The sequence below is a fragment of the Isoptericola sp. NPDC056134 genome (genome assembly GCF_042264825.1).
GTDB classification, from domain to species: Bacteria; Actinomycetota; Actinomycetes; order Actinomycetales; family Cellulomonadaceae; genus Isoptericola; species Isoptericola nanjingensis.
Map to the genome: position 1 here is coordinate 352,996 of NZ_JBHJVM010000001.1, position 15,660 is coordinate 368,655.

Annotated in this window: 11 protein-coding genes; 5 read left to right on the top strand and 6 right to left on the bottom strand. The window is 71.8% G+C overall.

Annotation, left to right across the window (positions count from 1 at the left end; translation table 11 throughout):
* Positions 1-23: 23 nt before the first annotated feature.
* A complete protein-coding gene (locus ACFCZN_RS01585) occupies positions 24-4,130 on the top strand; it encodes a carboxypeptidase regulatory-like domain-containing protein (protein WP_430555601.1) in 4,107 nt (1,368 codons plus the stop codon).
* A 77-nt stretch (positions 4,131-4,207) separates the two neighbouring features.
* Here the strand turns inward: ACFCZN_RS01585 and rplI are convergent, their stop codons facing one another.
* The 5 genes from rplI to ACFCZN_RS01610 all read right to left on the bottom strand — a co-directional run bounded on the left by rplI (position 4,208) and on the right by ACFCZN_RS01610 (position 8,687).
* A complete protein-coding gene (rplI, locus tag ACFCZN_RS01590; protein ID WP_429762831.1) occupies positions 4,208-4,657 on the bottom strand; it encodes a 50S ribosomal protein L9 in 450 nt (149 codons plus the stop codon).
* 19 nt (positions 4,658-4,676) lie between these two features.
* Entirely contained in the window at positions 4,677-4,913 is a 237-nt protein-coding gene (gene rpsR, locus ACFCZN_RS01595) for a 30S ribosomal protein S18 (RefSeq protein ID WP_100422261.1), read from the bottom strand.
* A gap of 86 nt (positions 4,914-4,999) precedes the next feature.
* Positions 5,000-5,554: a single-stranded DNA-binding protein gene (locus ACFCZN_RS01600; protein ID WP_429762830.1), complete on the bottom strand. Its 555-nt coding sequence runs from the start codon at positions 5,552-5,554 to the stop codon at positions 5,000-5,002.
* 129 nt (positions 5,555-5,683) lie between these two features.
* The gene (gene rpsF / locus ACFCZN_RS01605; protein ID WP_429762829.1) at positions 5,684-5,974 is read right to left on the bottom strand and encodes a 30S ribosomal protein S6; all 291 of its coding nucleotides are present in this window, start codon (positions 5,972-5,974) and stop codon (positions 5,684-5,686) included.
* 157 nt (positions 5,975-6,131) lie between these two features.
* The gene (locus ACFCZN_RS01610; RefSeq protein WP_430555602.1) at positions 6,132-8,687 is read right to left on the bottom strand and encodes a transglycosylase domain-containing protein; all 2,556 of its coding nucleotides are present in this window, start codon (positions 8,685-8,687) and stop codon (positions 6,132-6,134) included.
* A gap of 311 nt (positions 8,688-8,998) precedes the next feature.
* On the opposite strand from ACFCZN_RS01610, the gene ACFCZN_RS01615 reads away from it, so the two are divergent.
* From ACFCZN_RS01615 to ACFCZN_RS01630, 4 genes are all read left to right on the top strand, one after another.
* Positions 8,999-9,673 carry a PadR family transcriptional regulator gene (locus ACFCZN_RS01615; RefSeq protein WP_429762827.1) on the top strand — a complete coding sequence of 225 codons (675 nt, stop codon included), beginning with the start codon at positions 8,999-9,001 and terminating at the stop codon, positions 9,671-9,673.
* Positions 9,670-10,761, top strand: coding sequence for an inositol-3-phosphate synthase (locus ACFCZN_RS01620; protein WP_429762826.1), 1,092 nt, complete (start codon positions 9,670-9,672; stop codon positions 10,759-10,761). Before ACFCZN_RS01615 ends, ACFCZN_RS01620 begins: the two co-directional genes overlap by 4 nt.
* 101 nt (positions 10,762-10,862) lie before the next feature.
* Positions 10,863-12,206, top strand: a complete 1,344-nt coding sequence (locus ACFCZN_RS01625; RefSeq protein ID WP_430555603.1) for an MFS transporter — start codon at positions 10,863-10,865, stop codon at positions 12,204-12,206.
* Between the two features lie 450 nt (positions 12,207-12,656).
* Positions 12,657-14,129, top strand: a complete 1,473-nt coding sequence (locus ACFCZN_RS01630; protein WP_430555688.1) for an MDR family MFS transporter — start codon at positions 12,657-12,659, stop codon at positions 14,127-14,129.
* 84 nt (positions 14,130-14,213) lie between these two features.
* On the opposite strand, the gene ACFCZN_RS01635 is transcribed toward ACFCZN_RS01630, so the two are convergent.
* A complete protein-coding gene (locus ACFCZN_RS01635) occupies positions 14,214-15,569 on the bottom strand; it encodes an MFS transporter (RefSeq protein WP_430555604.1) in 1,356 nt (451 codons plus the stop codon).
* Positions 15,570-15,660: the final 91 nt, after the last annotated feature.

A 15,660-nucleotide genomic window follows, 5' to 3' on the forward strand; every position in this document is an offset into this window, starting at 1 on the left:
ACTCACCGATCCGCACGAGATCGATGCGAACCAAGTCGAACGGGACATCGACCGGTACCAGGAGGGGGTGGGTCGCGACGAGCGCGGCCGTCGCCCTCCTCGCCACGTCCGCGGTCGGGGTCGCGCCGGCGTTCGCCGACGACGGCCCGCCGCTCGCCCCGTCCGCCGACGTGCCCGACCCCGCGGACAAGATCGGGGCCGCCGTCGAGAAGGACCTCGACGCCGGCCCCGCCGACTTCTGGCTCGACCTCGCCGACACGGCCGACCTGCGTGCGGCGAAGGACATCGCCGACTGGGACGACCGCGGGCGGTACGTCTACGACACCCTCACCGCCGTCGCCGACGACGCGCAGGCCGACCTCCTGAAGGAGCTCGACGCCGCCGGCGTCGCCCACGAGTCCTTCTGGATCTCCAACCGCATCCTGGTGCGCGACGGCGACGCCGCCCTCGCGACCTCGCTCGCGGCGTCCCCCGAGGTCGAGGCGATCTCCGCGCCGCAGACGTTCGACCTGGTCGAGCCCGTCGAGCGCACCAAGTCCCCCGTCCGCGGCACGCAGTCCGTCGAGTGGGGGCTCCAGGCCATCAACGCCGACGAGGCGTGGGCCCTCGGGTACACGGGCGAGGGCGTGACCGTCGCCAACATCGACTCGGGCGTGCAGGGCGACCACCCCGCGCTCGCGCCGCACTACCGCGGCCTGCAGGCCGACGGCAGCGTGGTGAACGACTACAACTGGTTCGACTCGTCGAACGCCTGCGCCGGTGGCTCCCCCTGTGACACCGACGGCCACGGCAGCCACACGATGGGCACCATGGTGGGCGACGACGGCGCCGGCAACCAGATCGGTGTCGCGCCGGGCGCGGACTGGATCGCGGCGAACGGCTGCTCCACCTGCTCCGACGCGGACCTGCTCGAGTCCGGGCAGTGGGTCCTCGCGCCCACCCGGACCGACGGCAGCGACCCCGACCCGAGCAAGCGTCCCCAGGTGGTGAACAACTCCTGGGGACTGAACGCGTCGGGCGCCATCGACGACTTCATGGCCGAGGAGATCGCCGCGTGGGAGGCCGCCGGCATCTTCGGCACCTGGTCGGCGGGCAACGAGGGGCCGGGCTGCCGGTCCACGTCGTCGCCCGGCGCGAACGAGGCCACCTACGCGGTCGGCGCGTTCGACTCCTCCGGCGCGATCGCGTCGTTCTCGTCGCGCGGCACCGGGGAGAACGGCGGGACCAAGCCGAACATCTCCGCCCCCGGCGTCAACGTGCGCTCGTCCGTCCCGGGCGACGGCTACGCGTCCTACAACGGCACGTCGATGGCCGCCCCGCACCTCGCGGGCGCGATCGCGCTGCTGTGGAGCGCGGCGCCGAGCCTCATCGGCCAGATCGAGGAGACGCAGGCGCTGCTCGACGGCGCCGCGGTCGACGTCGACGACACGACGTGCGGCGGCACCGCGGACGACAACAACGTGTGGGGCGAGGGCAAGCTCGACGTCATGGCCCTGCTCGACGCCGCACCCGTGGGCGACACCGGGATCGTCACCGGCACCGTGACCGCCGCCGACGGCACCCCCGTCGCCGGCGCCCAGGTGACGTTCGACGGCGACCGCGACCGCACCGTCACCGCGGGCGACGACGGCGCCTTCACGGCCGAGCTCGCCGTCGGCGACTACGCGGTGAGCGCCCAGGCCTTCGGCTTCCTCGACTCCGCGCCGGCCGACGTCGCCGTCGTCGTGGACGAGACCGTCACCCTGCCGATCACGCTGGAGCGGGCGCCCACGCGCACCGTCTCCGGCACGGTCACGGAGACGGACGGGTCGCCCACCCCGGGCGCCGTCGTCGCCCTCTCCGGCCCGCTGGACCCGGTCACGACCGGCACGGACGGCACCTACGCCATCCCCGGCGTGCCCGACGGCACGTACACCCTGACCGTCTCGGCGGGCACGTGCGCGGAGCCGTTCAGCACGGAGGTCGTGGTGGACGGCGACGAGTCCGTCGACGCCGCCCTCAAGCGGCTGATCGACGCCTACGGGTACTACTGCTCCACCGGGACCGCCGGCGTCGCGACCGGCGACACGCTGCTGGCCCTCACCGGCGACGACAAGGCGGCGTCGGTCGACCTGCCGTTCGGCTTCCCGTTCTACGGCGAGACGTACGACACCGCGTACGTGTCGACCAACGGGTTCCTGAACTTCCTCGCCTCGTCGACGAGCCTGACGAACGGCGCGCTCCCGAGCGCGGCCGCGCCCAACGCCGCGGTCTACCCCTTCTGGGACGACCTCAACGTGGACGCGGAGTCCGCCGTCTACACCGGCACGACGACGGTGGACGGCGTCGACGCGTTCGTCGTCGAGTGGCGCAACGTACGCAAGTACCGGCCCGAGACCGACCGGGTCAACTTCTCCGCCACCCTCCTCGCCGACGGCCGGGTCACCCTCGGCTACGGCCCCGTCACCGACACCACCACCGCGCGCGGCGACTCCGCCACGATCGGCATCGAGGACGCGGCGGGCGCGGTCGCGTCGCAGTTCTCGTACAACACCCCGGCCGTGGCCGAGGGCCTGTCCGTCACCTACGACCTGGCCGGCATGGGGTCCGTGGCCGGCACGGTGCGCGACGGCAACACGAACGAGCCGCTGGAGGGCGCCACCGTCACCATCACGTCGAAGGACGACGGCGACGAAGCGGTCGTGACCACCGGCGCGGACGGCACCTACGCCGCCCGGCTCCCCCTGGAGCGGTACGGCCTCACCTACGCGAAGGACGCGTACGCGAGCGCCACCCGCAACGCGGCGCTCACGGAGGACGGCCAGGTCGTGACGCGGAACGTCGCGCTCGGCGCCGGCCGGCTCGAGGTCAACAAGGAGAGCGTCTCCGCCTCGATCGGGATGGGCGCCACCGCCAGCCGCGCGTTCCGGGTGACCAACACCGGCACCGAGCCGGTGGACGTCTCGCTGGGCACGGGCGGCGGCGGCTTCGAGATGCTCGGGGTCAAGGGGACCGAGGGCGCCGTGATCAACCACGTCACGGACGACGCCACCGTGCCGAGGTCGACGACACCCGCCGGCCCCGGGCTGGGCACGTCGGACGGCAAGCAGGGCGGCCTGGCGACGTCCGGGGCGAAGGCGGGCACGGTCTCCCCCGACCTGTCGGCCGTCCCCCTCGACGAGACGACCCTGACCCACTCGGCGTCGCAGGACGTCGTGGCCAACAACTCGGTGGCGTGCACCAACCAGGTGACCACCCAGGACAACGGCTACCTGCGCACGTTCACGCTGAGCGACTTCGGCATCGACGGCACGTTCGACGTGAAGAGCGTGTCGTTCGCCGTGGAGGCCGCCCAGGTCGCGCAGCCGCTGACCGTGAACCTGTACACGTTGGACGGGGCGCTGACCTACGCCAACATGACGAAGATCGGCAGCGCGGAGGCGACGGTCGGCACCAGCGCCGGCGGCACGGTCGTCTCGGTGCCTGTCGAGGGCGAGGTGCCGAACGACGGCACCCTGGTCGTCGAGATCGACGTGCCGGCCGGCGGCTGGTTCTTCATCGGGTCCAACGACGCCGGCCAGACGGCGCCGTCGTACCTGCGGTCGGAGGCCTGCGACCTCCCGGAGCCCACCGACACGGCGGACATCGGGTACGCCGGGATGCACATCGTCATGAACGTCTCGGGCGAGGCGGCAGGCGGGGGCGACCTGGAGTGGCTGGACGTCCAGCCGCCGGAGCTCTCCCTCGCGCCGGGGGCGTCCGTGCAGGCCGCGGTGACCCTCACCGCCGCGGTCGAGCAGCCCGGGGCGTACTCGGCCACGATCACCGCGGCCGGGGACACCCCGTACGAGGCGCCCACCGTCGCAGCACTGATGACGGTGAAGGCACCGACCGGGTGGGGCAAGGTCACCGGCACGGTGACCGGTGACGGCGGGCCGCTCGACGGCGCCGTCGTGCACCTGGACGGCAAGGCGTCCGACAAGACCCTCGTCACGGGGGCCGACGGCACGTACGGGTACTGGATGCCCAAGGCCAACGGGCCGCTCCAGCTGGTCGTCGCGGCGAACGGGTTCGTCCCGGCCGTCCGCACCGCCCAGATCGTCGCCGGGCAGACCTCGGTCTACGACGTCGACCTGAAGCCGCTGCCCTGATCGCCTGACAGGACGAACGTCGAAGGCCCCGACCCCCTCGCGGGGGCCGGGGCCTTCGACCGTCAGGCGTCAGGCGTTCAGCCGGCGACGACCTTGACGGCGATCTTCGCGGAGACCTCGGGGTGCAGGCGCACCGACACGGTGTACTCACCGGTCGTCTTGATCGGCTGGCCGATCTCGATCTTGCGCTTGTCGACCTGCGGGCCCTCGGCGGCCACGACCGCGTCGGCGATGTCACCGGTGGTGACGGCACCGAACAGGCGGCCGGACTCGCCGGCGTTCGCCGTGACGACGACCGTCTTGGCGGCGAGCGAGTCGGCCACCGCCTTGGCCTCGTCCAGCGTGGCGATCTCGCGGGCCTTGCGGGCCTTGCGGATCGCGGAGACCTGGGACTCGGCGCCCTTGGTCCAGGGGGTGGCCAGACGGCGCGGGATGAGGAAGTTCCGGGCGTACCCGTCCTTCACCTCGACGACGTCGCCAGGCTCACCGAGACCGGTGACCTCGTGGGTCAGGATCAGCTTCGACATGATTCAGTGATCCTTCCGGTCAGCGGGCCGAGGACGAGTACGGCAGCAGCGCCATCTCACGGGCGTTCTTCACCGCACGGGCGATCTGGCGCTGCTCCTGGACGGAGACGCCGGTCACGCGACGCGCGCGGATCTTGCCGCGGTCGGAGATGAACTTGCGCAGCAGCGCGGTGTCCTTGTAGTCGACGGACTCGATCTTGGCCGTCTTGAGCGGGTTGGCCTTCTTCTTGGGCTTGCGCACCACAGGCTTCGCCATGGTGTTGCTCCTTCACAGGTGCTGTCCTCACGAGGCACCGGCCGGGGCCGGCGTCGGAGGACGGGTGATCTGGGGACTGGCGCCGATCAGAACGGGGGCTCGTCCGAGAACCCGCCACCGGAGGAGGCGGGACCGGCCGTGGCCCACGGGTCGTTGCTCTGACCGCCGCCGGAAGAACCGAAGCCTCCGCCGGGCTGGCCGCCGCCACCCTGGGGGCCGCCGTAGCCGCCCCCCTGGTTGCCGCCGCCACCGCCGAAGCCGCCGCCGCCACCGGAGCGCTGGGCGCGGGTGACCTTCGCCGAGGCGTACCTCAGCGACGGGCCGACCTCGTCGACCTGCAGCTCCACGACGGTGCGCTTCTCCCCCTCGCGGGTCTCGTACGAGCGCTGAGTCAGACGGCCCTGCACGACGACGCGCATGCCCTTCGTCAGCGACTCGGCCACGTTCTCCGCGGCCTCGCGCCAGACCGAGCAGGCGAGGAACAGCGCCTCGCCGTCCTTCCACTCGTTGGTCTGGCGGTCGAACGTGCGCGGCGTGGACGCGATGCGGAAGTTGGCGACGGCAGCCCCTGACGGGGTGAAGCGCAGCTCCGGGTCCGCGACCAGGTTTCCGACGACCGTGATGACGGTCTCACCAGCCATGCCATGCTCCTTCGTTCGTCCGAGAGTCGTGAGGGGATCCCATCACGGGGCTGTGACATCCACGATGTCTGCGTCCACAGGCTGGCCCGGGACGCCGCCCGCGACGGGGGCAGAGTTTCGGTTCAGGTCTCAGCGGGCGTCGGTGCGCAGGATCTTGGTGCGCAGCACGGCCTCGTTCAGGCCGAGCTGGCGGTCCAGCTCCTTCGCGGTGGCCGGCGTCGAGGTGAAGTCGACGACGGCGTAGATGCCCTCGGAACGCTTGTTGATGTCGTACGCCATGCGGCGACGACCCCAGATGTCGACCTTGTCGACGGACCCACCCTCGGTCGAGATGACCGTCAGGTACTTGTCCAGCGACGGGGCCACGGTGCGCTCCTCGACCTCCGGGTCCAGGATCACCATCAGCTCGTACTGACGCATGTGTTCAACCCACCTCCTCTGGTCTCAGCGGTCACGGTCGTTCCGTGACAGGAGGGTTCTTGCGTGCGTCGGCCGCGCGCCACCCCGGAACGGTCCGGGGTGGTGGGCACAGCCAGTCGACCAGGATACCCGCCGTTGCGGCCGTCCCGGAAATCGGTCAGTTGTCGGTGCCCATGATGCCGAGCGGGTCGTCGTCATTGCCGTTGCCGTTGCCGTTCCCGTTCCCGTTGCCGCCGTCGTCGGTCGGGGAGTCGGTCGGGTCGGGCTCCTGGTTCTTGGGGCCCTTGGACACGATGATCGTCACGTTCGACCCGGGGTCGACGGGCTGGCCGGCGCCGGGGTCGGTCCCGATGACCGTGCCCTCCGGGACCGAGTCGCTGAACTCCTCCTTCGCCTGGGGAGACGGGTTCAGCGTGTCGCCGTACAGCTGGTTCCGTGCGTCCTCGAGGCTCAGCCCGGCGACGTTCGGCACAGCCACCTGCTCCGGCTTGTCCGGCTGCCCGGTCGAGACGACGAGGGTCACGGTGGTGCCCACGGGCACCTCCTGGCCCACGCCGGACATCTCCAGCACCTGGCCCTTGCGCTCGTCGCTGTCCCGCGCCTGCGTCCGCACCACGAGCTGCAGCCCCTGCAGCTCCTGGGTCGCCTTCGCCACGTCCTGGCCGACGAGGTCCGGCACGGTGACCTTCTCCTCCTCGGTCTCGCTCGGCGTCGGCGACGGGGTGAAGGTCGGCTGGGCCGGCACGTACTCGGGGAACTCCTCGACGTCCATGCCCTCGGTCGCGACCTGCATGAAGTCGGTCCACGCGCGCACCGGCCAGGTACCGCCGGTGATCTCCGGCCACTCGCCGAAGCCGTCGATGTCGTCCTGCCCGGCGATCTTGCCCGCCTCGAGGTCGAGCGTCTTGTACTGGCGCAGGCCGACGACGGTCGTGAGCTGCGGCACGAAGCCCGCGAACCACGCCGACTTGTTGTCGTTCGAGGTACCAGTCTTGCCGGCCACGGGGCGGCCCAGCTCCTGCGCGACCCGGCCGGAGCCGGTCGGGTCCTCGACGACCTTCGTCATCGCATAGGTGGCCGCCGTGGTGACGTCCGCGTCGAACTCCTTCTCCTGCTCCTGCGGGGCCTCGTAGAGCACCGTGCCGTCGAGCGTCTCGACCTTCGACACGATGTGCGGCGTCGTGCGGTAGCCGCCCGCCGCGATCGTGGAATAGGCCCGCGCGAGGTCGACCGGTCGCACGGAGTCGACGCCGAGCACGTTCGACAGTCCTGCCGTCAGCGGGTAGTTCTCGTCCTTGCGGATACCCGCGCGCTCGGCCACCTCGCGGGTCTTCTCGGGCCCGACCTCCTCGTTGAGCTGCACGTACGCGGTGTTGACCGAGTGCGCGGTCGCCGTGGTGAGGTCGATGCTGCCGCCGTAGTTGGCACCGCCGAAGTTGGGGACCCTCCAGTCCTCGCCGTTGTTCGCGTCGGGGAACACCTTTCCGGAGTTCCCGTCGAGCTTCTCCTCGAGCGTGTGGTCGTTCTCGAGGGCTGCCATGAGCGTGAACGGCTTGAACGTCGAGCCGGCCTGGACCACGTCCTGCGTGGCGGTGTTGAGCGACTGCTTCACGTAGTCGGGCCCGCCGTAGAGCGCCTTCACCGCGCCGGTCTTCGGGTCCATCGACACCAGCGACATGCGGACGTTCTTGTTCGCCTTGCCGTACTGGCCGTCCTCGTGCAGCGTCTTCTCGACCTCGACGGCCGCCTTCTGCAGCTTCTGGTCGATCGTCGTGGTGATCTTGAGGCCGCGCGTCTCCAGCTCCTGCTCGGACTCGAGCGGGCCGTCCGGGTTGCTGTCCGACCTGACGAGCTCCTTGCGCACCTGGGCCATGAGGTAGCCCTTCTGGCCGCCCCAGGTGTTGGTGGCTTCCTTCTTCTTCTTGAACTTCGGGAACTCCGCCTTCGCCCGCTCGTCCTTGGTGATGTACCCCTGCTCGTACATCCGGTTGATGCTGCGCTTCCAGCGCTCCTTGGCCTGGTCCGGGTCGACCGACGGGTCCCAGTTGTTGGGCGACGGGATGATCCCCGACAGCATCGCGGCCTCGGACGGCGTGAGGTCCTTGGCGTCCTTGCCGAAGAACTCCTGCGACGCGGCCTGGATGCCGTAGGTGTTGCGGCCCCAGTAGATGGTGTTGAGATAGCTCTCGAGCACCTGCTCCTTGGGCTGGGTCTGCGCCACCTTGAGCGCGATGATCGCCTCGCGGGCCTTGCCCGCGTACGAGTCCTCGGTGTTGAGGTAGTACCGCTCGACGTACTGCTGCGTCAGCGTGGACGCTCCCTGCCGGCCGCCGCCCTTGACGTTGTTGTAGGCCGCGCGCGCGATGCCCTTGAGGTCGATGCCGTTGTTGGTCCAGAACGTGTCGTCCTCGGAGGCGACGACCGCGTTCCCGACGTACGCCGGCAGGTCGTCGAGCTTGACGAGCTCCCGCTTCTGCTCGGCGAACTGACCGATCGGCTTGCCGCTCGACCAGTAGACGGTCGTGGCCTGGTTGTTCACCTCGTCGAGGTTCTTGGGGATCGTCGTCGTGCTCCACGCGGCCACGAACAGACCGGCGCCCAGCGCCGTCCCGGTGAGCAGGGTGCCGACGACGATGCGCCAGGACGGCAGCCAGCGCTGCACCGGGCCCTTGTGCGGGCGCGGGTAGTTCCAGAAGCGACGTCTCCTCGCCACGTCAAGCCTTTCGTCGTGCGGGACCGGCGTCGTGCTCGTAGAGTGCGCCGGCCTGCGGACCACAGGGAACACTAGGCGATGCCGCAAGGCCGACGGGAGCCTCGGGCGCCCCGGGCGACGGTTCGCCCCCAGGCGTCCGCAGCCCTCTGGCCTGCGCTCCGCGGAACCTTCACAACTCCCCGGACGCCCGCGCCGGGCGCTTCCCGTTGCACGACCATGTCGGCGAGTCCTATTCTCACGATGTATCGACTCGATACGTCGTGACGACGGGTCGGCAGCGACATCGGGACAGGACGGGAAGGGGAACCCTCGTGCGCAGCAGGTCTGTGGTGCTCGAGACGGCCATCCTCGGCCTGCTCAACTCCGCCCCGCTGCACGGGTACGAGCTGCGCAAGCGGCTCAACCTGCTGCTCGGCTCGTTCCGCGCGTTCTCCTACGGCACCCTCTACCCGGCACTCAAGTCCCTCGTGGCGCGCGGTCTCATCGAGACCACGGAGCGCGAGGCTCCGGCCCCCGCGACGCGGGCGTCGGGATCCCGGCAGGCCGGGGCCAGGTCCTCGGGCAAGGCACCGCTGTCGGGCCGGCGCGGGCGGATCGTGTACCGGCTGACCGCGGACGGGAAGGAGCACCTCCAGACCGTCCTCGCGTCGTCCGGCCCGGCCGCCTGGGAGGACGAGAACTTCGACGTCCGCTTCGCGTTCTTCGCGCAGACGGACGCCGAGACCCGCATCCGTATCCTCGAAGGCCGGCGAACCCGGCTCACCGAGCGGCTGGAGGCGGTCCGAGAGTCTGCCGCACGCACCCGCGAGCGGCTCGACGAGTACACCCTCGAGCTGCAGCGCCACGGGCTCGAACAGGTCGAGCGCGAGGTGCGCTGGCTCGACGGACTCATCACCACGGAACGCGACCGTGCTCTCGGCCGCGCCCGCGACCACAGCGCCGGGGTGCAGGACGCCCCGGCCCAGAGAAACAAGGAGCGAGGATGACCTCCGTCCGCGTTGCCATCGTCGGTGTCGGAAACTGTGCATCGTCCCTGATCCAGGGCGTGCACTACTACCGCGACGCCGCCCCGACCGACACCGTCCCCGGCCTCATGCACGTGCAGCTCGGCGACTACCACGTGAGTGACCTGGAGTTCGTCGCGGCGTTCGACGTCGACGCGAAGAAGGTCGGCTTCGACCTCGCCGAGGCGATCCACGCCTCCGAGAACAACACGATCAAGTTCGCCGACGTGCCGCCCACCGGCGTCACCGTCCAGCGCGGCCACACCCTCGACGGTCTCGGCGACTACTACTCCGCCACGATCGACGAGTCGGACGCCGCGCCGGTCGACGTCGTGCAGGCGCTGAAGGACGCGAAGGTCGACGTCCTCGTCTCCTACCTGCCCGTCGGTTCCGAGGCGGCGGACAAGTTCTACGCGCAGGCCGCGATCGACGCGAAGGTCGCCTTCGTCAACGCGCTGCCCGTCTTCATCGCCTCCGACCCCGAGTGGGCGAAGAAGTTCGAGGACGCCGGCGTGCCGATCGTCGGCGACGACATCAAGTCGCAGGTCGGCGCCACGATCACGCACCGCGTGCTCGCCAAGCTGTTCGAGGACCGCGGCGTCGTGCTCGACCGCACGTACCAGCTCAACGTCGGCGGCAACATGGACTTCAAGAACATGCTGCAGCGCGACCGGCTCGAGTCGAAGAAGGTCTCCAAGACGCAGGCGGTGACCTCGAACCTCGCGGGCCCGCTCGGCGGCAAGAAGGAGGACCGCAACGTCCACATCGGCCCGTCGGACTACGTCGCGTGGCTCGACGACCGCAAGTGGGCGTACGTCCGCCTCGAGGGCCGCGCGTTCGGCGAGGTGCCCCTGAACCTGGAGTACAAGCTCGAGGTGTGGGACTCCCCCAACTCCGCCGGCATCATCATCGACGCCGTCCGCGCCGCGAAGATCGCGCTGGACCGCGGCATCGGCGGCCCGATCCTCTCGGCGTCGACCTACTTCATGAAGTCCCCGCCCGTGCAGATGGAGGACACCGCGGGCCGCGCCCAGCTCGAGGCGTTCATCCGCGGCGACGTCGAGCGCTGACGCCGCCACCACCGACACGGCGACAGAGAGGCCTTCCCCCCCGTCACGGCGGGGGAAGGCCTCTCTGCCTGGGACGAACCGGGCATGGGAAGGTAGGGCACGTGGGAGCCTTCGGCGAGACCTGGCACGAGCTGCGCGCGCTGCTGCGGCTGGAGGGCTTCCGCAAGCTCTTCACCGTCCGGCTGGTCTCGCAGGCCGGTGACGGCATGTTCCAGGTGGGCCTGGCCTCCCTGCTGTTCTTCTCCCCCGAGTCGCAGGGCACCGCGGCCGCGATCGCCGGCGCGTTCGCCGTCATGCTCGCGCCGTTCACGATCGTCGGCCCCTTCGCGGGCGTGCTGCTCGACCGGTGGCAGCGCCGCCAGGTGCTGGTGTGGGGCAACGCCGTACGCCTGGTGCTCACGCTCGCGATGGCTGGCGTCATGCTCGCCGGCGGCGTCGGCTGGGCCATCTACGCCATCGGCCTCGCGGCCCTGTCCGTCAACCGCTTCCTTCTCGCCGGGCTGTCCGCCGGCCTGCCGCGTGTCGTCGACGGGCCGCTGCTGCTCACCGCCAACTCGCTGTCCCCCACGCTCGGCGCGGGCGCCGCGTTCGTGGGCGGCGGCATCGGCTTCGTCCTCGGCCTGGCGTTCGAGCCCGGCCGGGTCAAGGACTCGTCCGCGCTCGTGTGCGCCGCGCTCGTCTTCGGCGTCGCGTCGCTGCTCGCCACGCGCCTGCGGCGCACCCAGCTCGGCCCCGAGCAGCCGGCGGAGGCCGACCTGCGCGGGGAGATCGCCAAGGTCGCCCGCGGGCTGGCCGACGGCGCCCGCTACCTCGTCGCGCGGCGCACGCCGGGCCAGGCGCTGCTCGCGATGGCCGTGCACCGCTTCCTCTACGGCGTGGTGTTCATCGCGTCGATCCTCATCTCGCGGAACCTGCTCGACCCCGGCAGCCAGAGCGCCGGGATGGCGACCTTCGCCGTCGTCATCGGCCTGACCGGCGCCGGCGGCGCGCTCGCCATGGTGCTGACGCCGACGCTCTCGCGTCGCACCGGCCCGCAGGGCTGGATCGCCGTCATGCTGCTGCTCGCGGCCGCGAGCCAGCTGCTCCTCGTCACGACGCCGGAACGCGCCGTCGTCTACACCGGGGCCGCGCTCCTCGGCCTGGCCGCGCAGGGCACCAAGATCGCCGTGGACACGATCGTGCAGCGCGACGCCGAGGACGAGTTCCGCGGCCGCGCCTTCGCCTTCTACGACGTGCTCTACAACGCCGCGTTCGTCGGCGCCGCCGCCCTCGCCGCCTTCACCCTGCCGGACACCGGCTGGTCCCGCGGCGTCTTCGTCGGCCTCGCCGTCGCCTACGTGCTCGCCGCGCTGCTGATGGCGACGCGGGGGGCTCGCACGCCCGTCGACGTGCCGGCCCGCGTCCGCCGGGCCGGGGGCACCGGGGACGCCGCCGCGCGCGCCTGACGCCCGCGCGGATCGTGAACCGACGGTTCACGACCGTTCCCGGACCGGTCGTTGTTCCGGCCCCTGCCCGAGCCGCAGGCTGAGTTCCCGCGCTCGTCCTGACCCGCTCTCGCGACGACCGACGAGTTCCGACCGAAAATCAGGTCGTCACGGGAAGCGGGAATATCGCAGGATGGTTCGTGGTCGTACACAGTACGGTCTCGCCCGTCCGGTGACCGCACGATGATCGCACCGGGGTGACCTCCGGACCACGACCGACCACGACGACGTGCCGCGCCCACCGGCGTCGGCCCTCCCCTGCCCTCCGCCGGGTTCCCCGGCACGACGCGAGCGGAGCACAGAGTGCCAGCCCCCCGACCGACAGACACCACCGTCACACCCGACGCGCAGACCCCGGAGGCCACCCTGACGACTCCCGCCACCGCATCTCCCGGCACGGCCGACACGACGCTGCCCGCCCGCGGCATCGTCATCGACGAGGCGGTGCCCCAGCGCCTCACGCGCCAGCAGTTCACCGTCATCGCGCTGCTGCTGGGCTCCGCGTTCGTCGTCATCCTCAACGAGACGACGATGAGCGTGGCCCTGGCCCCGCTCATGACCGACCTCGGCATCACGGCGAGCACCGGCCAGTGGCTGACCACCGCGTTCATGCTCACGATGTCGGTCATCATCCCGGCCACCGGGTTCCTGCTGCAGCGGCTCGGCACCCGCGGCGCCTACCTGCTCGCGATGTCGCTGTTCAGCGCGGGCACTCTCCTCGCGGCGCTCTCCCCCGGCTTCGGGTGGCTGCTGGGCGGCCGCATCGTGCAGGCGTCGGGCACCGCGATCATGATGCCGCTGCTCATGACCACGATCATGACGGTCGTGCCGCCGGCGATCCGCGGCAAGGTGATGGGCAACATCTCCATCGTCATGGCGGCCGCGCCGGCGCTCGGCCCGGCCATCTCGGGCATCATCCTCGACGCGCTGAGTTGGCGCTGGGTCTTCGGCATCGTGCTCCCGATCGCCCTGCTCGCGCTGGTCATGGGCTTCTTGTACGTCCGGGACGTCGCCGACCGTACACACTCGCGCCTCGACCCGCTGTCGCTGTTCCTCGCGGCCGTGGCGTTCGGCGGACTCGTGTACGGCCTGTCCAGCATCGGCGAGGCCGCGCGGCACGCCCCGCCCGTCGCGCCGTGGATCCCGATCGTCGTCGGTGTCGCGGTGCTCGGCCTCTTCGCGTGGCGCCAGCTCCTCCTGGCCCGCGACGACCGCGCGCTGCTCGACCTGAGCGTGTTCCGGTTCCGCGGGTTCTCGGTCGGCCTCGCCATCATGGCGGTCGGCATGCTCGCGATGTTCGGCTCGCTGATCCTGCTGCCGCTGTTCCTGCAGGACGCGATGGGCCTCGAGCCGCTGGCCACCGGCCTCATCGTGCTCCCGGGCGGCCTGCTCATGGGCCTGCTCGGCCCGACGGTCGGCCGCCTGTACGACCGGGTGGGCCCGCGCCCGCTGGTCACGCCGGGCCTGGTCGTCGTGACGATCGCGCTGGCCCTGTTCACGCAGGTGCACGCGGACTCGTCGCCCTGGTACATCCTGGCGCTGCACGTGACGCTCAGCCTCGGCCTCGCGTTCATGTTCACGCCGCTGTTCACCTCGGCGCTGTCGTCGCTCACCCCGCCCCTGTACTCGCACGGGTCGGCCGCGATCGGCACGGTGCAGCAGCTCGCCGGCGCGGCCGGCACCGCGATGTTCGTCGCGGTGATGACGACGCGGTCCGTCGCCCTCCTGGAGGACGGCGCGACGGCGCAGGTCGCGCTGGCGGAGGGCGTCGGCGACGCGTTCGTCTGGGGCGCGGCGATCATGCTCGTCGCGGTGGGGCTGTCGCTCCTGCTGCGGCGCGTGCCCGCCTCCCCCGAGGGCGAGGGCATGCCGGCGGCGCACTGACCGGTCGGCCCCGTCACGGGCCGGGGGCGCCGCCACGGGCGGTCACCGTCGCACGACGGTGGCCGCCCGACGTCGTCCCCGACGTCAGGGCGCGACGGCAGGAGAGGCGACGCCGTCGCGCGCCGCGACCTTGAAGGCGGGCGCCAGTGCGATCACGCCGAGTGCCAGCAGCGCGGGGACCGCGAAGGCGAGCCGCAGGCTCAGCAGCTCGGCGACGCCACCGATCAGGCCCGCCCCCACGACGAACCCCACGTAGTTGAAGAGGTTCACGCGCGCGACCGCGACACCCGTCCCCTCGGGGTCGAGCCGGCCCGCCACCGAGAACGCCAGCGGCACCACGACGCTCAGCCCGAGCCCGGTGAGCCCGAAGCCGACGACGGCGACCCACGGCCCGGGGGCGAGCGTCACGGCGGCGAGGCCGGCCGCCCCCACGATCCCGCCGACGGCCACGGGCGCCACCGGCCCGAACCGGTTGACCTGCCGGTCCGCCGCGAGCCGCCCCAGGAGCTGGCACCCGAGGTAGGCGGCAAGCCCCAGCGGCGCGACGTTCGCCGCCGCGCCCAGCGCGTCCTGGATGTACTTGGTGGACCAGTTCGACGTCGCCGAGTCCGCGACGTACACGATCGTCACGGCGAGCCCGACGAGGACCAGCGGGCCCCACGGCGGGCGGGCGGCGCGCGACGCGCCGGCGTCGGCCCGCTCCCGGCCCGCCGGCCCCGCCGGCTCGGGCACGCCGGTCACCGTGCGCAGCGGGGGTTCCGCCGTCACCACGCCTGGTACCGCCTCCCGCGCGTCCGGGCGCGGCGCGCCGTCCTCGGACGCCGCGGCCGTCGCCACGAGGTCGACGGCGACGCCCACGGCGGCGACGAGCCCCAGCCCGGCGGCGAGCGACCAGCCCAGCGAGTGCGCCAGCACGGCGGCCAGGGACCCGAGGATGCCGCCCACGCTCCACGCGCCGTGGAAGGAGTTGAGCAGGCTGCGGCCGTACCGCTGCTCCACCTCCACGCCCTGCATGTTCATGCTCGCGTCGACCAGGCCGAGCAGCAGCCCCACCGCCGCGACCACGGGGTAGAGGATCGTGACGGTCGGCGCCAGGCCCGCACCCAGGACGGCGAGCGCCACGAGCGGCCCGCACACGTGCAGCAGGCGGGCGCTGCCGACCCGCGGGGCGAGCGCACCGGCGAGCACGCTGCCGACGCCGGCCACGACCGGCACCAGCAGCAGGATCAGCGTCAGCGTGCCGTCCGAGATGCCCAGGTCGTGCTGCAGCGTCGGCACCTGCGCGAGCAGTCCGGCGAAGCACATGCCCTGCACCAGGTAGAACGCCGTCACCACGAGGCGCGCCCGCCGGTCGCGCGCCCCCGCGTCGCCGCCCGCTCCGCTCACGCCACCGGCCGTCCCGCCCGGCGCACCACCCGCCGTCATACCGGAACCGCTCATGCCCAGCCTCCGCTCGTCGCGCTCCGGGGCTCGCCGTCGGGCCCGCGCGCAAGCGTGAGGATAGACCCGCGGCCGTCCCCCGAGGGAGGAT